A 24,303-nucleotide genomic window follows, 5' to 3' on the forward strand; every position below is an offset into this window, starting at 1 on the left:
TGCCCCTCGGCCAGGGACATCGCCGCGTCGCGCCTGCCGGGGAACGCCGGCTCCTACAATCCGGCATGGCGCAAACTTTCGATGTCTGTATCCGTGGGGCCGGTGTAGTCGGCCGCACGCTCGCACTGCTCTTGGCCCGCGAACGGCTGCGGGTAGCCCTGGTGGGCAGCCCCGCCACCGACGCGGCACCCGCTGCTGCCGACATCCGCGCCTATGCGCTGAACGCGGCCTCCCGCAGCCTGCTCGAATCCGTGCGCAGCTGGCCCGACGCCGCCCACGCCACCGCCGTGCGGCAGATGGAAGTGCATGGCGACCAGAGCGGCCGGGTCACCTTCGACGCGGCCCGCCAGAGCGCGGATGCCCTGGCCTGGATCGTGGACGTTCCCGCGCTCGAAGCGCGCCTGGCCGAGGCCGTGCGCTTCCAGCCCCAGGTGGAGCTGGTGCCCGCCCCGGTGCCCGCCCCGCTCACCGTCATCTGCGAAGGCCGCGCCAGCAGCACCCGCCAGGAGCTGGGCGTGGAATTCGACGTCACGCCCTACGCGCAGCACGCCATCGCCACCCGCCTGCACTGCGAACGCCCCCACGGGCAGGTCGCGCGCCAATGGTTCCTGCCCGACGGCATCCTCGCCTTCCTGCCGCTGGACGGCGCCGAGGGGAACTCCGTCGCCGTGGTGTGGTCAGTCCCCCAGGAACAGGCCGCCGAGCGCATGGCCCTGGATGCCGAAACGTTCGCCCATCGCCTGCAGGACGCTAGCCAGAACGCCCTGGGCACGCTGCAGCAGGTCGGCGGCCGTGCCTGCTGGCCGCTGCAGCAGGCACGCGCGCGCCGCTGGTGCGGCGCCATGCCGGTGCAGCCGGCCAAGGGCGCGCAGCGCACCTGGGTGCTGGCCGGCGATGCGGCGCACACGGTGCATCCGCTGGCCGGACAGGGGCTGAACCTGGGCCTGGCCGATGCCGATGCGCTGGCCAGGCTGCTGCGCGAACGCGACTACTGGCGCAGCATCGGCGACATGCGGCTACTGAGGCGCTACGAGCGCGAGCGCAAGGCGGGCCTGCTGCCGCTGGGCCTGACGATGGACGGGCTGCAGCAGCTGTTCGCACGCACCGAAGCGCCCGTGCAGGCCGTGCGCAACTGGGGCATGCAGGGCTTCCAGCTCAGCGGCCCGCTCAAGGACTGGGTCGCCACCCGGGCCATGGGCCTGCGCTGATCCGGCGCGCCAAATCACCGAAACACCTCTCCATTCAGTGAACGAACGACGACGAAGGACACGACATTGAAAGCGAAACCACTCCTCCCCGCCCTGCTGGCCGCTGCCACCCTGGCCCTGAGCTTCGGCGCCCATGCGCAGGAAGCCGAGATCCGCAAGGCCCTGGGCCAGCGCATTCCGCAGTTCGGCAAGATCGATGAAGTGGTAGCCACGCCCATGAAGGGCCTTTACGAAGTGCGCGTGGGCACCGACGTGTTCTACACCGACGCCAAGGGCAACTACATCATCCAGGGCGAGCTGATCGACACGCAGGCGCGTCGCAACCTGACCGAAGACCGCATCAACAAGCTGACGGCGATCGACTTCTCCGCCCTGCCGCTGAAGGACGCGTTCACCATCGTGCGCGGCAACGGCAAACGCAAGCTGGCGGTTTTCGAGGACCCCAACTGCGGCTACTGCAAGCGGTTCGAGAAGGACCTGCAGAACGTGGACAACGTCACGGTCTATCTGTTCCTCTACCCCATCCTGAGCCCCGATTCGGCCGAGAAGTCGCGCAACCTCTGGTGCGCCAAGGACCGCGCCGCCGCCTGGCAGGACCTGATGGTGCGCGACAAGGTGCCCGAGGCCGCCACCTGCGATACCGGCGCCGTGCAGCGCAACCTGGCCTTCGGCAAGAAGCACAAGATCACCGGCACGCCCACCGTGCTGTTCTCGGACGGCACGCGCGTGCCGGGCGCCATCGGCGCCGCCGCGATCGAAAAGCGCTTCGCCGAGATCGCCGCCACCAGCAACTGACGACCGCCTGCGACCGAGGTCGCACGCCGTTTCGCGGGGCGCTGCAGCTAATCTGGCAGCGCCCTTCTTTCATTTTCTGGCGCCTCCGCCATTCCGTCCATGCCCGCAGCACACCGCTCCCAGTCTCCCGCCGCCCCGGTCCACTACCGCGTCGAAGCCGCCGATCTGCACGCCCACCTGTATGCGGTGACGCTCACCGTGGCGGCGCCCGCAGCGCGGCAGGAGCTGTCTCTGCCGGTCTGGATTCCCGGCAGCTATCTGGTGCGCGAGTTCTCCAAGAATCTGCAGTCGCTCCAGGCCACGCAGAACGGACAGCCGGCCGCTCTCAAGCAACTGGACAAGCACCGCTGGCAGGCCCAGTGCAAGAAGGGCTCGCCGCTGGTGCTGACCTATCAGGTGGTGGCCTATGACACCTCGGTGCGCACCGCTTGGCTGGACGCCTCGCGCGGCTTCTTCAACGGCACGAGCCTCTGCTTGCGCGTGCACGGACAGGAATCCTCAGCCCACACGCTGGAAATCGTCCGCACGCCGGCGTTGAACGGCTGGTCGGTCGCCACGGGCCTTGCGCCCGCCAAGGTCACGCGCCAGGGCTTCGGCACCTACCGGGCCGCAGACTACGACGAACTGGTGGACTGCCCTGTGGAGATGGGAGCGTTCTGGAGCGCCCGCTTCACCGCCTGCGGCGTGCCGCACCGGCTGGTGGTGGCTGGTGCCGCCCCCTCCTTCGACGGCGACCGGCTGGTGGCCGACACACGCCGCATCTGCGAAGAGCTGATCCGCTTCTGGCACGGCCCCTCGCCCAAGCCGCCGCACAGCAGCTACGTCTTCATGCTGAACGTGGTGGACGACGGCTACGGCGGGCTGGAGCACCGCAACTCCACCGCCCTCATCTGCGGCCGGCGCGACCTGCCCCGCCAGGGCGAGGCCCGCACGCCCGAGGGCTACGCCACGCTGCTGGGCCTCATCAGCCACGAGTATTTCCACACCTGGAACGTCAAGCGCCTGCGCCCTTCGGAGTTCGCGCGCTACGACTACGGCCAGGAGAACTACACCGAACTGCTCTGGTTCTTCGAGGGCTTCACCAGCTACTACGACGACCTGCTGCTGCGCCGCTGCGGCCTGCTGGACGATGCCGCCTACCTGCGCCTGCTGACCAAGGCCACCAACCAGGTGCTGCAGACGCCCGGCCGGCACGTGCAGTCGGTGGCCGAAGCGAGCTTCGACGCCTGGATCAAGTACTACCGCCAGGACGAGAACACGCCCAACGCCACGGTCAGCTACTACACCAAGGGCTCGCTGGTGGCCCTGTGCCTGGACCTGGCGCTGCGGCGCGAAGGACGCACCACACTGGATGCGGTCATGCGCGGCCTCTGGCAGCGCTGCGCCGGCGGCCCCATGAAGGAGACCGACCTGCTGCAGGTGCTCAAGTCGCTCTCGGGCCGGGACTGGTCCCCAGAAATCGCGGCCTGGGCGCATGGCACGCAGGACCTGCCGCTGGCCGAGCTGCTGGCCGCCCACGGCGTCCAGCTGCACGAAGACGCCCCGCAATGGGCGCAGCGCCTGGGCCTGCGGGTGAGCGAATCGGGCGGCCTGCAGGCCAAGGTCGTGCTGCGCGGCGGGCTGGCCGAAAAGGCAGGCTTCATGGCGGGCGACGAGTGGCTGGGGGTGGAAACGCCCGAGGGAGGCGCTTGGCGCCTGACGAAGCTCGAAGACCTGCCGCTCTACGCCGGCTCAGCCACCCAGGTCACAGCCCTCGTGGCGCGCGACCGGCGCCTACTGCGCCTGACGCTGGACCTGCAGCCACAGCCGGGGCGGGCGGCCGATACGGTGCGCCTGGCCGTCACCGACACCGCCGCCGCCGCCCGCTGGCTGGCGCCCCAGTGACTGCCGGCCGGAAGGGGCCTTCGGTATAGTCTGCGGACCACCACACGACAGACGGAGACACCCCTTGGCCTACGAAGTCATCGCAGTCCGCACCGAGGCGGACAAGGTCGGCATCATCACGCTGAACCGGCCCAAGCAGCTCAATGCACTGAACGACCAGCTGATGAACGAGCTGGGCGATGCGCTCGCCGCCTTCGATGCGGACGAGCGCATCGGGTGCATCATCATCACGGGCAGCGAAAAGGCCTTTGCCGCTGGCGCGGACATCGGCGCGATGGCGAGCTACAGCTTCACCGACGTGTACAAGGGCGACTACATCACCCGCAACTGGGAACGCATCCGCGCGGTGCGTAAGCCCGTGATCGCTGCCGTGAGCGGCTTCGCGCTGGGCGGCGGCTGCGAGCTGGCGATGATGTGCGACTTCATCATCGCCGCCGACAACGCCAAGTTCGGCCAGCCCGAGATCAAGCTGGGCGTCATCCCGGGCGCTGGCGGCACGCAGCGCCTGCCGCGCGCCGTGGGCAAGTCCAAGGCCATGGACATGGCTCTTACCGGCCGCATGATGGACGCCGCCGAAGCCGAACGCGCGGGCCTCGTCAGCCGCGTGGTTCCCTACGACAAGCTGGAAAGCGAAGCCCTGGGCGCTGCCCTGGTCATCGCCGGCTTCTCGCAGATCGCGGTCATGGCGGCCAAGGAATCGGTCAACCGGGCCTTCGAAGGGTCGCTCTCCGACGGCGTGATGTTCGAGCGCCGGCTGTTCCACGCCCTGTTCGCCACCCAGGATCAGAAGGAAGGCATGGACGCCTTCATCAACAAACGCGCGGCGAACTTCACACACCGCTAAAATTGCCCTATAATTTGAGGCTTCGGTGGTATAGCTCAGTTGGTTAGAGCGCAGCATTCATAATGCTGATGTCGGTGGTTCAAGTCCACCTACCACCACCAAACAAGAAACCCACAGTGCCTGCACTGTGGGTTTTTTCTTTGGGCGGCGCCTTTGCCTCACGCCGCCGCATGGGCCTGCCGCCTTCCTAGAATCACGCCTTCAGCCCCTGGATGTACACCATGAACCGCTGTCTGCCGATCCGCTCCGCGCGCCGCGCCCGCCTGTTCCTGCTGGCCGGCCTGGCTTGCTGCTGCGCTGCTGCGCCCCTGGCTGCCGCCGCGCAGCCGCTGCAGCCCTACATTCCGCCCGCCTCGGGCGTTGCGCGCAACTTTCCCGATGCCACCCAGCGCGGCACGCTGATGGTCACCAGCACGGCCGAGGCGGAGCTGGACGGCAAGCCCCTCCGCATGGCGCCGGGCATGCGCCTCTTCAGCCCGCAGAACAGCCTCATCTTTCTGCACACGGTGATCGGCCAGCGCATGCGGGTCAACTACCTGATCGAGGCCAGCACTGGCATGCTGCTGACGGCCTGGATCCTGAGCGAGGGCGAAGCCGCCACGCCGCTCAGGGGCAACGCGGACACGGTCGAACGCAATTTTCGCTTCGGCCCCGAGCCGGACCGCAACGCCCCCGCATTGCGCTGAAGCGCGCGGAGGCAGGCCCCCACCGGCTTCCGCACCCTTCTTGCCGCTCCCTTCCCCATCGCCAGCGCATCTCTCGGCGCGGCGCATCCCATCGGATTTACAGATGTCCAAAAAAGTCTTCGTCAAAACTTTCGGCTGCCAGATGAACGAGTACGACTCGGACAAGATGGTGGACGTGCTCCACGCCGCCCAGGGCTACGAGCCCACGCAGAACGTGGAGGAAGCCGACCTGATCCTCTTCAACACCTGCTCCGTGCGCGAGAAGGCACAGGAGAAGGTGTTCAGCGACCTGGGCCGCATCAAGCATCTGAAGGCGCGCGGCGTGAAAATCGGAGTGGGCGGCTGCGTGGCCAGCCAGGAGGGCGACGAGATCATCAAGCGCGCGCCCTACGTTGATGTGGTCTTCGGCCCGCAAACCCTGCACCGCCTGCCCGAGTTGCTGGCGCAGCGCGAGGCCCTGGCGCGCCAGCAGGTGGACATCAGCTTTCCCGAGATCGAGAAGTTCGACCACCTGCCGCCCGCGCGCGTCGAGGGCGCAAGCGCCTTTGTCTCGATCATGGAAGGTTGCAGCAAATACTGCAGCTACTGCGTGGTGCCCTACACCCGGGGCGAAGAAGTCAGCCGCCCCTTCGACGACGTGCTGGTGGAAGTGGCCGGCCTCGCCGACCAGGGCGTGAAGGAAGTCACGCTGCTGGGCCAGAACGTGAACGCCTACCTGGGCAAGATGGGCGGCACGGCCGAGGTGGCGGACTTCGCCCTGCTGCTGGAATACGTGGCCGACATTCCCGGCATCGAGCGCATCCGCTACACCACCAGCCACCCCAACGAATTCACGCCGCGCCTGATCGACGCCTATGCGCGCATCCCCAAGCTGGTCAGCCACCTGCACCTGCCCGTGCAGCACGGCTCCGACCGCATCCTGATGGCGATGAAGCGCGGCTACACGGCCATGGAATACAAGAGCACCATCCGCAAGCTGCGCGCCATCCGGCCCGACCTGGCGATGAGCAGCGATTTCATCGTGGGCTTCCCGGGCGAGACCGAGGAAGACTTCGGCAAGATGATGAGGCTCATCGACGACATCCACTTCGACAACAGCTTCAGCTTCATCTTCAGCCCGCGCCCCGGCACGCCCGCCGCCAGCCTGCACGACGACACGCCGCACGAGGTCAAGCTGCGCCGCCTGCAGGAACTGCAGGCCGTGATCAACGCCAACATCAAGTCGATCAGCGAAAGCCGCGTGGGTACGGTGCAGCGCATCCTGGTGGAAGGAGCCTCCAAGCGCGACGGCAACGAACTCATGGGCCGCACCGAATGCAACCGCGTGGTCAACTTCGCGGGCCAGCCGCGGCTCATCGGACAGATGGTGGACGTCACCATCACCGAAGCCAAGGCCTACACGCTGCGCGGCGAAGTCGTGACGGCCGACTCCGCCCTGCCGGCCTGAGCGGCGCCGCACCGCGATGAGCGTGTCCGCACGGCATAGCAAGGTCGCCTCGCTGAGCGGCCTGTCGTTCCAGCAGCTGCTGCTGCTGGCCTTTCTGCTGATCGGTGGCCTGCTGGGTGCCAGCTCGCTGCGCGCCATCTTCACGCTGGAGCAGCTGATGGTGCAGAGCCGCCAGGGCGCTTCCGAAGCGATCCAGCTCAGCGCGGCAGCACAGGCGCTGAATGCCCGCAGCCAGACGCTGGAGCGCTCAGCCCGGCAATCCCTCGTGCTGGCCGATGCGCAGCTGCGCCGTCGTTTCGAGGAGGGTGCCCACGATGCCCGAGACACCATGCAGCGCCTGGAGCTCAACGGCCTGCCTCCGGAGCTGGCAGCAAAATGGCTGGCGCATCTGGAAGAGGTGTCCCGGCTGCTCGATGCGCCCGCTGCGCAGTCGCTGGAGAACGAGCGGGTGGCCGCAGCGACTTTCCTGGAAATCGATGCACTCAACGCCATCATTTCGCAGCAGGTGCAGGACCTCAACACCCGCCGCAGCGACGCGCTGCAGGAAAAGATCGAAGCCAGCCGGCGCGAGGTGACCCACCAGGTGGTGGGCGTCATCGTGCTGGCGCTGGTGCTGGCGCTGGCGCTCGGCATCTGGCTGGCGCGGCCCTTCAAGCGACTGGAAAACGCCATTCGCCGACTCGGCGAGAACGAACTGGCTCGGCCGGTGGATATCGCCGGCCCGGTGGACATCCGCCGCGTGGGCCAGCAGCTCGAATGGCTGCGCGTGCGCCTGCTGGAGCTGGATGCCGACAAGGCACGCTTTCTGCGCCACGTCTCCCACGAGCTCAAGACGCCGCTGGCCTCCATGCGCGAGGGGGTGGCCCTGCTGCAGGACGGCATCACGGGCGAACTCACCCCCGGCCAGAGCGAGGTGGTGTCCATCCTGCACCAGAACACGATGGTGCTGCAGGGCGAGATCGAGGCGCTGCTGCGCTTCAATGCTGCGGCCTTCGAGGCCCGGCAGCTGCGCCGCACGCCGACCGACCTGCTGGCGCTGCTGGAAGCCCAGGTAGAGGCGCAGCGGCTGCAGTGGCAGGCGCGCAAGCTCGACGTGGCCGTGGAAGGCCGGCCTGTGATCCTGCCGCTGGATGCCGACAAGATCGCGTCGGCCGTGGGCAATCTGCTCTCCAACGCCATCCGTTTCTCACCCCAAGGCGGCACCATCCGCATCGTTTTGTCACAACTGCCGGGCGCCATCCGGGTGGACTTCGTCGATCAGGGTCCAGGCGTGGACGAGAATGACCGCTCGCGCATCTTCGAGCCCTTCTACCGGGGCGTACGCCAGCCGCAGGACGCCGCTCGCGGCACCGGCATCGGCCTGTCGATCGTCCACGAATACATCACCGCCCATGGCGGGCGGGTGGAGCTGGTGGAAGACGGCCCCCGCACCCCCTTCCGCATTGAATTGCCCCATGCCTCTTAGCCTTGCCATCACCCGCACCTGCGGTTACGCCCCAGCCCGAACGACCCCGTCGCTGCAGCTTTCCCTCTCAGCCGCGCTGACGGCCGCCGCCCTGCTGCTGGGCGGCTGCGCAAATCCCGCCGAACCGCCAGCGACTGGGGCCCCCCCCGAAACGCCGACACCAGCAGCCGGGCCGGTCGCCGCGCCCCCACCGCAGCCGGCTGCGGCAGAGCCCCTGCCAGGGGATGCAGCCAGCACGCAGCCCGCCATCACGCCCGCAGAGCCGCGCCGCGCAGGCCCCGTGACGCAGCTGCTTGCCTACTCCGACCGGGTGGTCTGGCTCAACTCGAGCGAGTTGTCCGCCGAAATCGCCCACCTGACGCCGCTCCAGGATGAGTCCGTACAACGCCAGCTCGAACTGGCCCTGGCGCTTGGCCAGACCCGGCAACCGGTGGACACGGCCCGAGCGCTGGGGCTTGCACAGCGCGCGCTGGCCCAGCCCGGCAATTCCTCCACGCTGCAGTCGTTCGCCCGCATGCTGGAGACCCGTTTCCTGCACATGCGCCGGCTCGAAGACCAACTCGACCGGCAAGCCCAACAGCTGCGCGACGCCCAGCGCCGCAACGAGCAGCTCAACGAGCGGCTGGAAGCCATGCGCGCCATCGAGCGCAGCCTGAATGCGCGACCGGGCGGCCCGGCCAGTTCCGGTAGCCGGGCGCATCCTGCGCCCTGAACGACGACGAAAGACATCGCCATGGCCGTCAACAAAGCCACCGCCCCGGTCAAACCCCGCATCCTGGTGGTGGATGACGACGCAGACATGCTACGCCTGCTGTCCCTGCGCCTGCAGGCCGCGGGCTTCGAGGTGTCGGCCGTCGGCTCGGCCGAAGCCGCCCTCGCACAGCTTGAAGTACAGCGCCCGCAGTTGGTCCTGAGCGACGTGCAACTGCCGGGGCGCGACGGGCTCGCGCTGTTCGACGAGGTGCGTGCGCGCCACCCGTCGCTGCCCGTGATCCTGCTCACCGCGCATGGCACCATTCCCGATGCGGTGGAAGCCACGGCCCGCGGCGTCTTCACCTATCTCACCAAACCCTACGACGGCAAGGAGCTGATCGAGAAGATCCATCAGGCGCTGGCACTGAGCGCGCCGACCACCACGCAGAGCCACGCCAACGAGACCTGGCGCGCGGAGATCGTCAGCCGCTCCAACCGCATGGCCGAAGTCCTGGCCGAAGCCCACATGGTTGCGCAATCGGACGCCAGCGTGCTGCTTCTGGGCGACAGCGGCTCGGGCAAGGAAATGCTGGCCCGCGCCATTCACAGAGCCAGCCCCCGGGCAGCACGGCCTTTCGTGGCGGTGAATTGCGGCGCCATTCCCGAGGCACTGCTCGAATCCGAACTCTTTGGCCACATGAAGGGCGCGTTCACCGATGCCGTGAGCAACCACAAGGGGCTCTTCCAGGCTGCCGACGGCGGGACCCTGCTGCTGGACGAAATCGGCGACATGCCACCCGCGCTGCAGGTCAAGCTCCTGCGCGTGCTGCAGGAGCGCGCCGTCCGCCCGGTGGGCTCCAGCCAGTCGCTGCCGGTGAACGTGCGCATCATCTCCGCCACCCACCGCGACCTGGAAGCGGCCATGGCTGCCAGCCAGTTCCGCGAGGACCTCTACTATCGGCTGAATGTGGTGACGCTGTCCCTGCCCACCCTCGGGGAACGGCGCGAAGACATCCCCCTGCTGGCCAACCACTTCCTCGATCTGCTCGCCCGCAAGTACGGCAAGCGTCTGTCGGGCTTTTCGCCCGAGGCACTCAAGGCCCTGACGTCGGCCTCCTGGCCCGGGAACGTGCGCCAGCTCTACAACGTGGTGGAACAAGTCTGCGCCCTGTCCACCACACCGCTGGTGCCTCTGGGCCTGGTGCAGCGCGCGCTGCGCACGCCGGCCGTGCAGGTGCTCAGCCTGAGCGAAGCGCGGCAGCGCTTCGAGCGCGAGTATCTGGTGGACCTGCTGAAGATGACGGACGGCAACGTGGCAGATGCCGCCCGACTGGCCCAGCGCAACCGCACGGAGTTCTACAGGCTGCTGCAAAAGCACGCGCTGACCCCAGGGCAGTTCAAGGCCGATGAGGGCGCAGCGGACGATGTCGCCAATGAGCGACACGAGTAAGCCATTGATTTGAAAAGAAAAACCCCTAGCAGCGGCCAATAAGGTCGCTGTTTTGCGACAGAACCAGGGTTTTCCAGGGTGTTTTCGCACAGCGCACATACGCCTACAGCCATAAACCGTCTTAAGTCGTTGATTTTGAATCGCTTTTCAGGCCTGGCACGGGGTTTGCCCTATGTCTCGCATGAACTCAGCGCACAACTCCCCTTCGCATGCACAACAACACTCCTCGCGGGTGGCGAGTGGTGGCGTTGGCGTGTCCATCAACGAACAGTCCCCAAGCCTCGAGCACCCCATGGAAACACACACCTCTTCCAAGACTGGAATGCTGGACGTCGCTCCGCATGCTCCGGCCAGCGTCGCCCCCGTGGGCGTCTCCTATGCGGCACCCGTCGAAACCCGGCGCAGCACGCTGCGGGAAGAACGCCATCCCAATTCGCTGACGGCCCCTCCGGTGCATCGCGGCTCCATGCCCGCCCGCCCATGGCGCGGTTTCTGGAACAGCATCGGCACCGCGGCGCTGATGCGTCTGACCGGGCGCACCCAATCGCGCGGCACTGAAGAACCCCAGCAGCCCTGGCAGGCCGCAGCCAGCCAGCGCCGTGCGGTGTTCCTGGTGCTGGCCCTCATCAGCAGCGCCCTGGCCACCACGCTGTTCGCCGGCGTGCAGCCTGAATATGAAAGCGCCTGGCTTGAATACGGGCAACTCACCCTGTTCGCTCTGTTGTCCGCCTGGGTGGTCACGGGCTTCCTGACCGGCCTGATGGGCTTCTGGGTCATGCTCAAGGGCGACCGCCATTCGCTGTCGGCACGCAGCGTGGACAGCCACACGCTGGCCGAAGACGCGCGCACCGCGATCATCATGCCGATCTGCAACGAAGACGTCGCCACCGTCTTCGCAGGCCTGCGTGCCACCTGTGAGTCGGTCGCCGCCACGGGCCATGGCAAGACCTTCGACGTGTTCGTGCTGTCCGACAGCTACGACCCCGCCATCGCCGCCGCCGAGCGCGCCGCCTGGGAAGAGCTGCGCGCGGCACTGGCCACCAGCCCCAAGCAGCCGCAGGTCGAGGTCTATTACCGCCTGCGCACCCGCCGCACACACCGCAAGGCCGGCAACGTGGCCGACTTCTGCCGCCGCTGGGGCAAGGACTACAAGTACATGGTCGTGCTCGACGCCGACAGCGTGATGAGCGGCGACTGCATCGTCTCCATGGCCAAGCTGATGGAAGCCAACCCGCAGGCCGGCATCATCCAGACCGCCACGCAGGCCATCGGCCACGTCACCCTGCACGCTCGCGCCCAGCAGTTCGCCTCGCGCGTGGCGGGCCGGCTGTTCACGCTGGGCATGCAGTACTGGCAGCTGGGCGAATCGCACTACTGGGGCCATAACGCCATCATCCGCGTCGAGCCCTTCATGAAGCACTGCGCCCTGGCCCCCATCAAGGGCACGGGCGGCCTGGCCGGCGGCATCATGTCGCACGACTTCGTCGAAGCCGCGCTGATGCGCCGCGCCGGCTACCACGTCTGGCTGGTGGCCGACCTGGTCGGCAGCTACGAGCAACAGCCGCCCGACCTGCTGGCCGAGCTGCAACGCGACCGCCGCTGGTGCCAGGGCAACCTGCAGAACGCACGCCTGATGGCCGAGCCCGGCATCCACACCGTCCACCGCACGATGTTCGTGACCGGCGCGATGGCCTACCTGTCCGCCCCGCTGTGGCTGGCCTTCATCACCCTGGGCACGGCGCTCTGGCTGTCCGGTGCCCGCATGGTCGCCGACTGGAACATCCTGCCCGGCGAGCTGATGGGCCTGTGGGCCTGGACGCTGTGCATGCTGTTCCTGCCCCGCGTGCTGGGCGTGACCGCGATCCTGATGCGCGGCGAGCAACAGCAATACGGCGGCACGCTGAGCCTCTTCAAGAGCGCCGCGTTGGAAAGCACGCTGGCCATCCTGCAAGCCCCCATCCGCATGCTGGCCCACTCGCTGTTCGTGGTCGTGGCGCTGACGGGCCTGAAGCTGGACTGGAAGTCGCCTCCCCGCGAAGCCGCTGCCGTGCCCTGGACCGAAGCCGCACGCAAGCTGGCACCCATGAGCCTGGTGGTCGCCGCCCTCGCAGCCGCCGTGGCATGGGTCGATGGCAGCGCGCTGATCTGGCTGCTGCCCGTGGGCCTGCCGCTGGCGCTCTCGATCCCGCTCACGGTGCTGACCAGCCACATCCGCATGGGCGAAGCGGCCCGGGCCCAGCGCCTGCTGCTGATCCCCGAGGAATCGTGGTCGCCTCCGGTCCTGCGTCGCGCCTGGCTGCATGCCACACGGCTGGCCCGTCCGGTCCTCAACGCCGCCTGAGCGCCAGAGTCCTGGGAAGCACCCACCAACGAAAACGCCCCGCATCGCGGGGCGTTTTTTCATGGGCGGCGCGCAACCGATGCGGGCCGCCCTGCGCGGGTGAATGGCCGTCAGAAGCGCGGCATGCCGCCCATGCCGGGCAGGCCGCCCTTGAGCCCGCCCATCTTCTTCATCATCTTCATCAGGCCGCCGCCCTTCATCTTCTTCATCATGCCCTGCATCTGCTCGAACTCGTTGAGCAAGCGGTTCACTTCCTGCACGTGAACACCGGCGCCCATGGCGATGCGCTTCTTGCGCGTGGCCTTGATGAGTTCGGGCTTGCGGCGCTCCAGCGGGGTCATGCTCTGGATGATGCCTTCCTTGCGGCGGATGTCCTTCTCGGCCTTGTCCATATCGACCTGGCCGGCCTTGGCCGTGAGCTGGGCGGGCAGCTTGTCCATGAGGCTGGAGAGGCCGCCCATCTGCTTCATCTGCTGCAGCTGAGAAAGAAAGTCGTTCAAGTCGAACCCGTCACCGCTCTTGACCTTGGCGGCCAGCTTCTGCGCGGCCTCCATGTCCACGCCGGCGCTGACCTGCTCGACCAAGGCAACGATGTCGCCCATGCCCAGGATGCGGCCGGCATGGCGTTCGGCATCGAACACTTCAAGACCGTCGATCTTCTCGGACACACCCGCGAACTTGATGGGGGCACCGGTCACCTGACGCACCGATAGCGCCGCACCGCCGCGCGAATCGCCGTCGAGCTTGGTCAGCACGATGCCCGTGAGCGGCAGCGCCTCCTTGAAGGCCTTGGCGGTGTTGACCGCGTCCTGACCCTGCATGGCATCGACCACGAACAGCGTTTCCACGGGCTTGAGCGCAGCGTGCAGGTCCTGGATCTCGCGCATCAGCACTTCGTCGATCGCCAGGCGGCCGGCCGTGTCGACCAGCAGCACGTCGAAGAAGTGCTTCCTGGCATAGTCCAGCGCCGCATGGGCGATGTCGAGCGGCTTCTGGTCGGGCGTGCTGGGGAACCACTCGGCACCCGCCTGGCGGGTCACGGTCTTGAGCTGCTCGATGGCGGCCGGGCGGTACACGTCGCCAGAGACGGTGAGCACCTTTTTCTTGCGCTTTTCGATCAGGTGCTTGGCGAGCTTGGCCGTGGTGGTGGTCTTGCCAGCGCCCTGCAGACCCGCCATCAGGATGACGGCCGGCGGCTGGGCGGCCAGGTTGATGTCAGCGACGCCCTCGCCCATGGTGGCCGCCAGCTCACGGTTGACGATGGACACGAGGGTCTGGCCCGGCTTGAGCGAGCCCAGCACCTCCTGGCCCAGCGCCTTTTCCTTCACGCGGGCGATAAAGTCGCGCACTACGGGCAGCGCCACGTCGGCTTCAAGCAGGGCCATGCGCACCTCGCGCAGCATGTCCTGGACGTTGGATTCGGTGATGCGGGCCTGACCCCGCATCTCCTTGACGAGTCGCGTGAGTTTTTCGGTAAGAGCGGAGGCCATAGAAGTCTTTGGGAAATGTGCGCCCACCGGCTTGTGCGGTCGGCCGCCTTGCCTGCCGGAGGCGAGCGAAAGGCTAAACTGCGAACCCATGATTTTACCCAGCACGTCTCTCCCCGGTTGGCTGCTGGCTCTGGCTGCAGCAGCGGCCTATGCAGTGCCGGCCGCCGCGGGCAAGCGGCTCGGTGCCGACCGCGGACGCTGGACGCTCCTGCTGGCATGGGCGCTGCACGGCGCAGTGCTGGCCTGGGGCTTCGTGGGCCAGGCGCCGCACTTCGGCTTCGGCCCCGCTCTGTCGATGACGGCCTGGCTGGTGCTTACCGCCTATGTGGTCGAAAGGCAGCTCTTTCCGCAGATGCAGGCCCGCTGGACTCTCGCCAGTCTGGGTGCGGCCACCGTCATCCTAGGCATGGTGTTCCCCGGGCAGCCCTTGCACGTGACGGCATCGCCCTGGCTGCCCCTGCATCTTGCACTCGGCATCGCTTCGTATGGTCTCTTCGCCGCGTCGGTCGTGCACGCGTGGTTGATGACCCGGGCAGAGCGCCATATCCGGCTGGCGGCCGACCCGCACAGCGGCATCCCCCTGCTGGCGCTGGAGCGGCTCACCTTCCGATTCGTGAAAGCCGGCTTCGTGCTGCTATCAGCCACGCTGGTTGCAGGCTGGCTGTTCGGCGAAGTCCTCTACGGCCGCGCCTGGATCTGGGACCACAAGACCGTCTTCTCGCTGCTGTCGTGGCTGACCTTCGCCGTGCTGCTCCTGGGCCGCGCGCGCTTCGGCTGGCGCGGGCGCAGCGCGGTGCGCGTGCTGTATGCAGGTGCTGCGCTGCTGCTGCTGGCCTATGCGGGTTCGCGCTTCGTGGTTGAAGTGATCCTGGGGCGGGCCGCATGAAATACCTGCTGCTGAGCGTGATCCTGATGGTGGCCTGGGGCGTCTGGCGCACTCACCAGCGCAGGACGGCAGCCCCGCCGACGCCGCACAAGCCGACGCCCACTGCTCTGCCTCTGGTGCAGATGGTGCCCTGCTCGCACTGCGGGATGCACATACCGCAGTCCGAAGCAGTGCAGCGCGACGGGAACAGCTACTGCTCTGCATCCCACGCGCAACGCGGCCCAGCCTGAAGCCCCGCAGCGCGGTCCGCCACATGCCGACGCCATTGCACCCACGCCCGACGGAAGGACCCTTCCTTCGCCTCTGGCACGGTTTCCTCACCGGCCGCATCATGGTTGCGCTGTCTATCCTGTTCCTGCAGGGCCTGGGCATGATGCTGAACCAGCGGCATGAGCCCGGGCCGCTGCTGCTCTGCCTCGCCTACCTCTGCGCGACGATCGCACTGCGCATTGGGGCCCGGCAGGCACCGCCACCGGCACACGCGGGCGCGCACTGGCTGCCCTCCATCGGCGTGGACCTGATGATGGTCGCGGCGCTGCAGGCCCTGCATGTGGGGCCGATGAACTTCGCACCGCTCTTCGGTCTGCCCATTCTCATGGCCAGCATCCTGGGGACGCTCACCCTGGCGCTGGGCACGACGGCCTGCGCCACCCTGCTCTCCCTGACCTGGGTGTGGTGGGTTGGAGACCGGGCGGGAGCCGACCTCACCCAGCGCTACCTGCAGGCAGCGCTCACGGGCACGGGCTACTTCATCGCGGCCTATCTGGTGCACCAGCTCGCCACCCGCCTCACGAGCGTGCAGCAAGCCGCCCAACTGAGCCAGATGGAGGCACGGGCACAGGAAGCCGTCAGCGCCCGCATCATCCAGAACCTGGCCGACGGCGTGCTGGTCCTCGACCGGAGCGACGTGGTGCGGATGGCCAATCCGGCGGCCGCGCAGCTGCTAGGCCGGCAGTCTGCGGCGGCGGCCCCCTTTCTGCTGTCGGGCTCGGCCGACTGGGCAGCCCTGGCCCAGATGGCACAGCGAACGTTTCAGCAGGAGCAGCCCCAGTCCGCCGACCTGGACATCCTCCAGGACGGAGCACGCCCGGTCGGACTGCGGGTGCGCACGTGGCTCACCTCCGGCCCGCAGCGCGCAGACGCGCCAGGCAACGGCTACGGCAGCGAGCCGCTCTGCGTGATGTTCCTGCACGACCTGCGGGAAATGCAGGCGCGCCTGCGTACAGAAAAGCTTGCCTCCATGGGTCGCATGTCGGCTGCCGTGGCGCATGAGATCCGCAACCCGCTGGCGGCGATCGTGCAGGCCAATGCACTGCTGGAGGAGGATCTGACCGACCCCGCCCAGCTACGGCTGGCGCGCATGGTGCAGCAGAACGCCGATCGGCTTGCGCGCATCGCGGAAGAGGTGCTGGATATTGCGCGTGTGCAGCACCAGATCAGCCACGCCCCCGCCGCTCTGCTGGTGCTGGACGATGCTGTAGCGCAGATATCGGCCGACTGGCGGTCCCAGACCCCCGGCCGCAAAACGCCGCAGATTCGCCTGGATGCCCAGGGCGCGCAGGTCGAATTCGATGCGGAACACCTTCGCAGGGTACTGGTCAACCTGCTGGACAACGCCGTTCGCTACATGGGCACGCAGCCCGACTCGCTGCAGCTCAGCACCCATGCCACCGAACCAGGCCCTGCGAGCCTACAGGTCTGGAGCGACGGCGCCCCACTGGACAAATCAGTGGAGCGGCACCTGTTCGAACCCTTCTTCTCGTCCGAGAGCCGCTCCAGCGGCCTGGGCCTCTACATCTGCCGCGAGCTATGCCAGCGTCATGGCGCTTCCATCAGTTACCAGCGCGTGACACGTGAAGTACGAGAACGGGGACAGGTGGGTGGCAATGCCTTCGTGGTCACGTTCCGCAGGGCCGTGCAGCCGCCCGCCGGCGCCTCCACCCTATTTGACACAATCATGGTCTGACCCCCCGTGCGCCCCATGACTGCTGCTGCCTCCATCCTCGTCATCGACGACGAGCCCGACCTGCGAACGCTGTATGAACTCACCCTGCTGCGCGAGGGCTACCGGGTGGAGACCGCTTCCACGGTGGCGGAGGCGCGCGCGCAGCTTAACGACCGGCGCTTCGACGTCGTGATCACCGACATGCGGCTGCCGGACGGCTTCGGCCTGGAACTTCTGCAGGATCTGCGCAGCCAGAACCGCCGCGAACGCTGCGTTGTCATGACGGCCTACGGCTCCGCCGAGAACGCCGTCGAGGCTCTGCGCTGCGGCGCCTTCGACTACCTCACCAAGCCGGTGGACCTGCGCCAGTTCCGTTCTGTGGTGGCCTCCGCAGTGCAGGACGCCGCGCCGGCCGCCCCGCAGTTCGGCCGCTGCGGGGCACCCGCACCTCGAGGCACGTGCGCCGGATCGGGCGATGGGCCCACCGAGGCTGCAGCACTGCAGCAGCTGGTCGGCGAATCTGCCGCCATGCGCAGCGTCAAGCAGCGCATCGCGAAAGTCGCCCGCAGCATGGCGCCAGTGCTGATCCGCGGCGAATCCGGCACCGGCAAGGAACTGGTCGCGCGCGCCCTGCATGCCAGCAGCCAGCGCAGCAACGGCCCGTGGGTCGCGGTGAACTGCAGCGCCATCCCGGAAAACCTGCTCGAAGCCGAGTTCTTTGGCGCCCGCAAGGGCTCCTACACCGGTGCCACGCAGGACCGCAACGGCTACTTTCAGGCCGCGCGCGGAGGCACTCTCTTTCTGGACGAGATCGGAGACTTGCCGCTGGCGATGCAATCCAAGCTGCTTCGCGCCATCCAGGAGCGATCGGTGCGCCCCCTGGGGTCCACACAGGAGGAAACAGTGGACGTGCGCATCCTCAGTGCCACCCACCGCGATCTGGCGGCCGACGTGCAGGCCGGGCATTTCCGGCAGGACCTCTACTACCGCCTGAACGTGATCGAATTCCTCATCCCGCCGCTGCGCGAGCGCCGCGAAGACCTGCCCGCCCTGTGCACAGCCCTGCTCAAACGCATTGCCCATGAATCCGGCACATCCGTGCCCCGGCTGACCGACTCCGCGCTGGAGCGCATCGCCCGCGCGCCGTTGAGCGGCAACGTGCGCGAGCTGGAGAACCTGCTGCATCGCGCCGTAGCCCTGAGCGAAGGCGATGAACTGCAAGTGGAGAACCCTTTATCGCCCGGCACTGCGGACAACCCCATGCCCCCTAATGTGTCGCCGGATGCCGACACCGCACCCACGGCCTGGGCAGGCACCGCCACAGCCCCCGCTCTGCCCTCCGACCTGCAGGGCTGGTTGGATCAGCAAGAAAGAGACATCCTGGTCCGCGCGCTGCGAGAGACGGGCTTCAATCGCACAGCGACCGCGGCCAGGCTGGGCATCAGCCTGCGGCAGATCCGCTACCGCATCGAGCGGCTGAACATTGCCATGCCCTCGACCGGAGAAAGCGCTGACGATGCCGCCTGAGACCCGCCCCCCTTCCATCGTCCAGCACCGCAACGTTCCAGCCTTGTGGGATGGTGGCTGGTACCAGCCCGCCCGGCGCGAGCCCTCGCCCAATTTCGGCCCCCGGCCCGCAGGCGCCGTGCTGGACCTCATCGTCGTGCACTCCATCAGCCTGCCACCCGGCGAATACGGCGGCCGTGCCATTCACCAGCTGTTCACCAACACCCTGGACTGGGATGCACACCCTTATTACCAGGGCATCCGGGGCCTGGAGGTGTCGGCCCATTTCCTGATCCAGCGCAACGGCACGCTCTGGCAATTCGTGGACTGCACGCAACGCGCCTGGCATGCCGGCCCCTCGGCCTACCGTGGCCGCACCCACTGCAACGACGACTCCATCGGCATCGAGCTGGAGGGGCTGGAAGGCCTGCAGTTCGAAGCTGCGCAATACGACCGCCTGACGCAACTGTGCGCTGCCCTGGCCGACCGCTTCCCCATCGCGCATGTCGCCGGGCACGAACACATCGCTCCAGGGCGCAAAGGGGACCCGGGACCCGGGTTCGACTGGAGACTTTTAGCTTTGCAACTGGGCTGGCCAAAGGACAGATTCCCGCCCGCCTGAGTGGGCCTGCGCGCTTCTGCTCACGCCGGACGCGACAAAAAAACCTTATTCGCCCAGAAAGCGCCGAAGTGCTGCGAGAATAGCGCCCCCGCAGCCGGTTCGCCCCGCCTTTGCGGCCCCGGAACAGGCATGTTTCCCGGTTCCGGCGAACGGCGCGTTACAGGCACGAGACACCATAGGTAGTGTCTTGCGCCCTCCCAAGACCCCAGATATAGTGTGGCACGGCACCCGCTGCCCCTGCCTTTTTCTTGTGCGATGCGGCAATCCACGCCCGCGTCGCCCCTTCCCCGTACAGCTCCTGAGAGGACCCGATGCAAGCTGCGCTCAATACCCCATCCCTTGACGTCAACCGGACGCAAGCCTCGTCCGAAGCCGACGCCTCCAGCGGCATGCCGAGCCTGAACACGCTGTCCCACTACCAGACCATCCGCCGCAACGGCGCCGTCGTGCCGTTCGAGCCGCAGAAGATCGCCGTGGCCCTGATGAAGGCCTTCCTGGCCGTACACGGCACGCAAGGCGCTGCTTCGGCCAGCGTGCGCGAAACGGTGGACGCTCTGACCCAGGCGGTGGTGCGCGGCCTGATCCGCTCGCGGCCCCAGGGCGGCACCTTCCACATCGAAGACGTGCAAGACCAGGTCGAGCTCGGCCTGATGCGCGGCGGCCACCACGAAGTCGCCCGCGCCTATGTGCTCTACCGCGAGCGCCGTGCGCAAGAGCGCGTTCACCAGCAAGAGAAGCTGGCCCCCGCCATGCCGGCGCTGCGCGTGATCGACAACGGCCAACGCGTGGACCTGGACATCCTGCGCCTGCACCAGCTGATCGAATCGGCCTGCTCGGGCCTTGGCGCCGACATCCACGCCGCGCCCATCGTGTCGGAAACCATGCGCAACTTGTACGACGGCGTGCCCATGGACGAGGTCTACAAGGCTTCCATCCTCGCAGCCCGTACGCTGATCGAGAAGGACCCCGACTACACCTACGCCACCGCCCGCCTGCTGCTGCACACCATCGTGCGCGAAGTGCTGGGCCGCGACGTGGTGCCCGCTGAAATGAGTGCGGCCTATGCCTCCTACTTCCCCGAATTCATCCAGAAGGGTGTGGACAACGAGCTGCTGGACCCGCGCCTGCTCGAGTTCGATCTGGACCGCCTGGGCAAGGCGCTGAACGCGCAGCGCGACCAGCAGTTCGACTACCTCGGCCTGCAGACCCTGTACGACCGCTACTTCCTGCACGTGCGCAAGACGCGCATCGAACTGCCGCAGGCGTTCTTCATGCGCGTAGCCATGGGCCTGTCGCTCAACGAAGCCGACCGCGAAGCTCGCGCCATCGAGTTCTATGAAGTGCTGTCCTCGTTCGACTTCATGTCGAGCACGCCCACACTCTTCAACAGCGGCACGCTGCGTTCACAGCTCTCGTCCTGCTACCTGACCACGGTGCCCGACGACCTCGACGGCATCTACGAATCCATCAAGGAAAACGCCCTGCTCTCCAAGTTCGCTGGCGGCCTGGGCAACGACTGGACGCGCGTGCGCGCACTGGGCTCGCACATCAAGGGCACGAACGGCGAATCGCAGGGCGTCGTGCCGTTCCTCAAGGTCGTGAACGACACGGCCGTGGCCGTGAACCAGGGCGGCAAGCGCAAGGGAGCGGTCTGCACCTACCTGGAAACCTGGCATCTGGACATCGAAGAGTTTCTGGAGCTGCGCAAGAACACCGGCGACGACCGCCGCCGCACGCACGACATGAACACGGCCAACTGGATCCCCGACCTGTTCATGCGGCGCGTGATGGAAAAGGGCACCTGGACGCTGTTCTCGCCCTCCTCCGTGCCCGACCTGCACGACCTGTTCGGCTCTGCCTTCGAGAAGGCCTATGTCGCCTACGAAGAGAAGGCAGCGCGAGGCGAGATCAAGCCCTCGCGCACCATCCAGGCGACCGACCTGTGGCGCAAGATCCTCACGATGCTGTTCGAGACCGGCCATCCCTGGATCACCTTCAAGGACGCCTGCAACGTGCGCTCGCCCCAGCAGCACGCCGGCGTGGTGCATTCGTCCAACCTCTGCACCGAGATCACGCTCAACACCAGCGACACCGAAACCGCCGTCTGCAACCTCGGCTCGGTCAACCTGATGCGCCATCTGAAGGACGGCGCGAACGGCAAGGAACTCGACCACGCCAAGCTGCGCAAGACCATCTCCACGGCCATGCGCATGCTCGACAACGTGATCGACATCAACTACTACGCCGTCGAGAAAGCCCGCACGTCCAACATGCGCCACCGTCCGGTGGGCTTGGGCCTGATGGCCTTCCAGGACAGCCTGTATGAGCTGCGGGTGCCCTATGCCTCCGAAGCCGCCGTCGAATTTGCCGACCGCTCGATGGAAGCCATCTGCTACTACGCTTATTGGGCATCCACCGAGCTGGCCAAGGAACGTGGCCGCTACGAAAGCTACACCGGCTCGCTGTGGGATCGCGGCATCCTGCCGATCGACAGCCTGAAGCTGCTGGAAGAAGCCCGCGGCGGCTACGTGGAAGTGGACCGCTCGTCCACGCTCGACTGGGACGCCCTGCGGAAAAAGATCGCCCAGGACGGCATGCGCAACTCCAACTGCGTGGCCATCGCTCCCACCGCCACGATCTCCAACATCGTCGGCGTCGATGCCTCCATCGAGCCCTCGTTCGGCAACCTGTCCGTCAAGTCCAACCTGTCGGGCGAGTTCACTGTCATCAACGGCTACCTGGTGCGCGACCTCAAGCGTCTGGGCCTGTGGGACGACGTGATGGTCATGGACCTCAAGCACTTCAAGGGCTCGCTGCACTCCATCGACCGCGTGCCGCAGGAAGTGAAGGCGCTCTACTCCACCGCCTTCGAAGTGGCGCCCACCTGGCTGGTGGAAGCCGCATCGCGCCGCCAGAAGTGGATCGATCAGGCCCAGAGCCTGAACATCTACATGGCCGGCGCCTCGGGCAAGAAGCTCGACGAAACCTACAAGCTCGCCTGGGTGCGCGGCCTCAAGACCACGTACTACCTGCGCACGCAGAGCGCGACGCACGTCGAGATGAGCACGGTGAACACGCGCCAGCTGAACTCGGTGGCCTCCGGCAGCGAAGGCTCGGCCCCGGCTGCAGCAGCCCCGAGCGCGCTCGAAGCCGCGGCCGCCGCAGCGCAGGCCCAGGCCTCTGCGCTGCCGGCCACCGACGTCAAGTTCTGCGCCATCGACGACCCCACCTGCGAAGCCTGCCAGTGATCGCCATCACGCGTTGCGGCGCCGGAAAAACCGGTGCTGCAACGCGTGTGTCGTAGAGCAACAAATCACGGCAGCACCCCGTGCAGCGCTTTTCATTTTGCAGCGCTGCTTCCATAATCAGAGCACTGGAAAATCTATGCTGTCCTGGGACGAAGAAGTCAAGCCCTCATCGCAAAAACCAACGGACGGTGGCCTGCCCGGCTACCGCCCCGCAGCGCCTTCGCCGGCAGCCTTCCAGGGTGCTGCCGCAACGCAGCCGAGCCTGTCGGCCGAAGCCTCCGCAGCCGCCGAGCACCGCCGAGTCAAGGCATCGGACAAGCGCATCATCAATGGCCAAACCGACGTGAACCAGCTGGTTCCGTTCAAGTACAAGTGGGCCTGGGAAAAGTACCTGGCCACTTGCGCCAACCACTGGATGCCGCAAGAGGTCAACATGACCCGCGACATCGCGCTGTGGAAAGATCCGAACGGTCTGACCGAAGACGAGCGCCGCATCGTCAAGCGCAACCTCGGCTTCTTCGTGACAGCCGACTCGCTGGCCGCCAACAACATCGTGCTGGGCACGTACCGCCACATCACCGCCCCCGAATGCCGCCAGTTCCTGCTGCGCCAGGCCTTCGAGGAAGCGATCCACACCCACGCCTACCAGTACATCGTCGAATCGCTGGGCCTGGATGAGAGCGAGATCTTCAACGCCTACAACGAGGTCGAGTCCATCCGCCAGAAGGACCAGTTCCTGATCCCCTTCATCGAGGCGATCATGGACCCCGAGTTCAAGACCGGCACACCCGAGACCGACCAGACCCTGCTGAAGTCGCTGATCGTCTTCGCCTGCCTGATGGAAGGCCTGTTCTTCTACGTCGGCTTCACGCAGATCCTCGCGCTGGGCCGCCAGAACAAGATGACCGGCGCGGCCGAGCAGTACCAGTACATCCTGCGCGACGAATCGATGCACTGCAATTTCGGCATCGACCTGATCAACCAGCTGAAGCTCGAAAACCCGCATCTCTGGACGGCGGAGTTCAAGGACGAGATCAAGGCCCTGTTCATGAAGGCCGTCGAACTGGAATACCAGTACGCAGAAGACACCATGCCCCGCGGCGTGCTGGGTATGAACGCATCGATGTTCAAGGGCTACCTGCGCTACATCGCCAACCGCCGCGCCACGCAGATCGGCCTGGAAGCGCTGTTCCCGAACGAAGAGAACCCATTCCCCTGGATGAGCGAGATGATCGACCTGAAGAAGGAACGCAACTTCTTCGAAACGCGCGTCATCGAGTACCAGTCCGGCGGCGCGCTGTCCTGGGACTGATCACCATCCCGGTATTCCAGGCCATGCAACTTCTTCCACGCCCCACGTCAGTGCTCCCCGCAGGAGCGCGGCGCCTGGGGCGTTCCCGCGTTCGTGCGCATGGGACTCAGGCCCGAGCGCATGGATCGCCGAGTGCCCAATGCAGGCATGAGGTGCTCTTCGTCAATTGACCCAAGGAGAAAATGATGGCAACTGCGAAAAAACCGGCCACCCAGAAGGCCGCTACCACCAAGGCGTCCACCACCAAGAAGGTGACGGCCGAGAAGAAGACCACGGCAACCACCGCCAAGAAGGCCGCTGCCGCTCCCAAGGCCGCAGCCACCACCAAGAAGGCTGTCGCTGCTGCCCCGAAGGCTGCTGCAACGACCAAGAAGGCCGCTGCTGCTCCCAAGGCCGCAGCCACCACCAAGAAGGCTGTCGCTGCTGCCCCGAAGGCTGCTGCAACGACCAAGAAGGCCGCTGCTGCTCCCAAGGCCGCAGC

The 24,303-nt window shown here is 66.9% G+C and carries 19 protein-coding genes and 1 tRNA gene; 19 read left to right on the forward strand and 1 reads right to left on the reverse strand.

The window, feature by feature from the left end:
- The first annotated feature begins 65 nt into the window (after positions 1-65).
- From AC3A84_RS11125 to mdoH, 11 genes are all read left to right on the forward strand, one after another.
- Positions 66-1,208, forward strand: a complete 1,143-nt coding sequence (locus AC3A84_RS11125) for an FAD-dependent monooxygenase (protein WP_487969675.1) — start codon at positions 66-68, stop codon at positions 1,206-1,208.
- A 66-nt stretch (positions 1,209-1,274) separates the two neighbouring features.
- Complete coding sequence (locus AC3A84_RS11130; protein WP_487969676.1) at positions 1,275-2,003, forward strand: DsbC family protein; 729 nt, start codon at positions 1,275-1,277, stop codon at positions 2,001-2,003.
- A gap of 99 nt (positions 2,004-2,102) precedes the next feature.
- The gene (locus AC3A84_RS11135; RefSeq protein ID WP_487969677.1) at positions 2,103-3,887 is read left to right on the forward strand and encodes a M61 family metallopeptidase; all 1,785 of its coding nucleotides are present in this window, start codon (positions 2,103-2,105) and stop codon (positions 3,885-3,887) included.
- A 64-nt stretch (positions 3,888-3,951) separates the two neighbouring features.
- Entirely contained in the window at positions 3,952-4,731 is a 780-nt protein-coding gene (locus AC3A84_RS11140; RefSeq protein ID WP_487969678.1) for an enoyl-CoA hydratase, read from the forward strand.
- 24 nt (positions 4,732-4,755) lie between these two features.
- Positions 4,756-4,832: transfer RNA gene (locus AC3A84_RS11145), tRNA-Met, on the forward strand.
- Positions 4,833-4,952: 120 nt separating this feature from the next.
- Positions 4,953-5,417 carry a hypothetical protein gene (locus tag AC3A84_RS11150; RefSeq protein WP_487969679.1) on the forward strand — a complete coding sequence of 155 codons (465 nt, stop codon included), beginning with the start codon at positions 4,953-4,955 and terminating at the stop codon, positions 5,415-5,417.
- Positions 5,418-5,520: 103 nt separating this feature from the next.
- The gene (miaB, locus tag AC3A84_RS11155; RefSeq protein ID WP_487969680.1) at positions 5,521-6,864 is read left to right on the forward strand and encodes a tRNA (N6-isopentenyl adenosine(37)-C2)-methylthiotransferase MiaB; all 1,344 of its coding nucleotides are present in this window, start codon (positions 5,521-5,523) and stop codon (positions 6,862-6,864) included.
- 16 nt (positions 6,865-6,880) lie between these two features.
- Positions 6,881-8,329 (forward strand): sensor histidine kinase, encoded by a 1,449-nt coding sequence (locus AC3A84_RS11160; protein ID WP_487969681.1) that lies wholly within the window; start codon positions 6,881-6,883, stop codon positions 8,327-8,329.
- Between the two features lie 280 nt (positions 8,330-8,609).
- Positions 8,610-9,041, forward strand: a complete 432-nt coding sequence (locus AC3A84_RS11165; protein ID WP_487969682.1) for a hypothetical protein — start codon at positions 8,610-8,612, stop codon at positions 9,039-9,041.
- Positions 9,042-9,062: 21 nt separating this feature from the next.
- Positions 9,063-10,472: a sigma 54-interacting transcriptional regulator gene (locus AC3A84_RS11170; RefSeq protein ID WP_487969683.1), complete on the forward strand. Its 1,410-nt coding sequence runs from the start codon at positions 9,063-9,065 to the stop codon at positions 10,470-10,472.
- 292 nt (positions 10,473-10,764) lie between these two features.
- The gene (mdoH, locus tag AC3A84_RS11175; RefSeq protein ID WP_487969684.1) at positions 10,765-12,813 is read left to right on the forward strand and encodes a glucans biosynthesis glucosyltransferase MdoH; all 2,049 of its coding nucleotides are present in this window, start codon (positions 10,765-10,767) and stop codon (positions 12,811-12,813) included.
- A gap of 110 nt (positions 12,814-12,923) precedes the next feature.
- Here mdoH and ffh read toward each other — a convergent pair whose 3' ends face one another.
- The gene (gene ffh, locus AC3A84_RS11180) at positions 12,924-14,303 is read right to left on the reverse strand and encodes a signal recognition particle protein (protein ID WP_487969685.1); all 1,380 of its coding nucleotides are present in this window, start codon (positions 14,301-14,303) and stop codon (positions 12,924-12,926) included.
- Between the two features lie 88 nt (positions 14,304-14,391).
- On the opposite strand from ffh, the gene AC3A84_RS11185 reads away from it, so the two are divergent.
- From AC3A84_RS11185 to AC3A84_RS11220, 8 genes are all read left to right on the forward strand, one after another.
- A complete protein-coding gene (locus AC3A84_RS11185; protein WP_487969686.1) occupies positions 14,392-15,189 on the forward strand; it encodes a cytochrome C assembly family protein in 798 nt (265 codons plus the stop codon).
- Positions 15,186-15,419, forward strand: a complete 234-nt coding sequence (locus tag AC3A84_RS11190) for a PP0621 family protein (RefSeq protein WP_487969687.1) — start codon at positions 15,186-15,188, stop codon at positions 15,417-15,419. The genes AC3A84_RS11185 and AC3A84_RS11190 overlap by 4 nt, the downstream gene beginning before the upstream one ends.
- Positions 15,420-15,442: 23 nt before the next feature.
- Entirely contained in the window at positions 15,443-17,155 is a 1,713-nt protein-coding gene (locus AC3A84_RS11195; RefSeq protein WP_487969688.1) for a two-component system sensor histidine kinase NtrB, read from the forward strand.
- A gap of 15 nt (positions 17,156-17,170) precedes the next feature.
- Positions 17,171-18,661, forward strand: coding sequence for a sigma-54-dependent transcriptional regulator (locus AC3A84_RS11200; RefSeq protein ID WP_487969689.1), 1,491 nt, complete (start codon positions 17,171-17,173; stop codon positions 18,659-18,661).
- A complete protein-coding gene (gene ampD, locus AC3A84_RS11205) occupies positions 18,651-19,262 on the forward strand; it encodes a 1,6-anhydro-N-acetylmuramyl-L-alanine amidase AmpD (RefSeq protein WP_487969690.1) in 612 nt (203 codons plus the stop codon). Before AC3A84_RS11200 ends, ampD begins: the two co-directional genes overlap by 11 nt.
- A 311-nt stretch (positions 19,263-19,573) precedes the next feature.
- Positions 19,574-22,510 carry a ribonucleoside-diphosphate reductase subunit alpha gene (locus AC3A84_RS11210; RefSeq protein ID WP_487969691.1) on the forward strand — a complete coding sequence of 979 codons (2,937 nt, stop codon included), beginning with the start codon at positions 19,574-19,576 and terminating at the stop codon, positions 22,508-22,510.
- Between the two features lie 136 nt (positions 22,511-22,646).
- Positions 22,647-23,822 (forward strand): ribonucleotide-diphosphate reductase subunit beta, encoded by a 1,176-nt coding sequence (locus AC3A84_RS11215; RefSeq protein WP_343592510.1) that lies wholly within the window; start codon positions 22,647-22,649, stop codon positions 23,820-23,822.
- Positions 23,823-24,007: 185 nt separating this feature from the next.
- Positions 24,008-24,303, forward strand: a 296-nt coding sequence (locus AC3A84_RS11220) for a hypothetical protein (protein WP_487969692.1), incomplete at its 3' end; no start/stop codon positions are given.

The organism is Paracidovorax sp., from assembly GCF_057642795.1.

What these genes read in the sequence shown, in the direction of transcription:
- AC3A84_RS11125 (WP_487969675.1), top strand. Translation starts at nt 66, where the DNA reads ATGGCGCAAACTTTCGATGTCTGTATCCGTGGGGCCGGTGTAGTCGGC.
- AC3A84_RS11135 (WP_487969677.1), top strand. Translation starts at nt 2,103, where the DNA reads ATGCCCGCAGCACACCGCTCCCAGTCTCCCGCCGCCCCGGTCCACTAC.
- AC3A84_RS11150 (WP_487969679.1), top strand. Translation starts at nt 4,953, where the DNA reads ATGAACCGCTGTCTGCCGATCCGCTCCGCGCGCCGCGCCCGCCTGTTC.
- miaB (WP_487969680.1), top strand. Translation starts at nt 5,521, where the DNA reads ATGTCCAAAAAAGTCTTCGTCAAAACTTTCGGCTGCCAGATGAACGAG.
- AC3A84_RS11160 (WP_487969681.1), top strand. Translation starts at nt 6,881, where the DNA reads ATGAGCGTGTCCGCACGGCATAGCAAGGTCGCCTCGCTGAGCGGCCTG.
- AC3A84_RS11170 (WP_487969683.1), top strand. Translation starts at nt 9,063, where the DNA reads ATGGCCGTCAACAAAGCCACCGCCCCGGTCAAACCCCGCATCCTGGTG.
- mdoH (WP_487969684.1), top strand. Translation starts at nt 10,765, where the DNA reads ATGGAAACACACACCTCTTCCAAGACTGGAATGCTGGACGTCGCTCCG.
- ffh (WP_487969685.1), bottom strand. Translation starts at nt 14,303, where the DNA reads ATGGCCTCCGCTCTTACCGAAAAACTCACGCGACTCGTCAAGGAGATG.
- AC3A84_RS11185 (WP_487969686.1), top strand. Translation starts at nt 14,392, where the DNA reads ATGATTTTACCCAGCACGTCTCTCCCCGGTTGGCTGCTGGCTCTGGCT.
- AC3A84_RS11190 (WP_487969687.1), top strand. Translation starts at nt 15,186, where the DNA reads ATGAAATACCTGCTGCTGAGCGTGATCCTGATGGTGGCCTGGGGCGTC.
- AC3A84_RS11195 (WP_487969688.1), top strand. Translation starts at nt 15,443, where the DNA reads ATGCCGACGCCATTGCACCCACGCCCGACGGAAGGACCCTTCCTTCGC.
- AC3A84_RS11200 (WP_487969689.1), top strand. Translation starts at nt 17,171, where the DNA reads ATGACTGCTGCTGCCTCCATCCTCGTCATCGACGACGAGCCCGACCTG.
- ampD (WP_487969690.1), top strand. Translation starts at nt 18,651, where the DNA reads ATGCCGCCTGAGACCCGCCCCCCTTCCATCGTCCAGCACCGCAACGTT.
- AC3A84_RS11210 (WP_487969691.1), top strand. Translation starts at nt 19,574, where the DNA reads ATGCAAGCTGCGCTCAATACCCCATCCCTTGACGTCAACCGGACGCAA.
- AC3A84_RS11215 (WP_343592510.1), top strand. Translation starts at nt 22,647, where the DNA reads ATGCTGTCCTGGGACGAAGAAGTCAAGCCCTCATCGCAAAAACCAACG.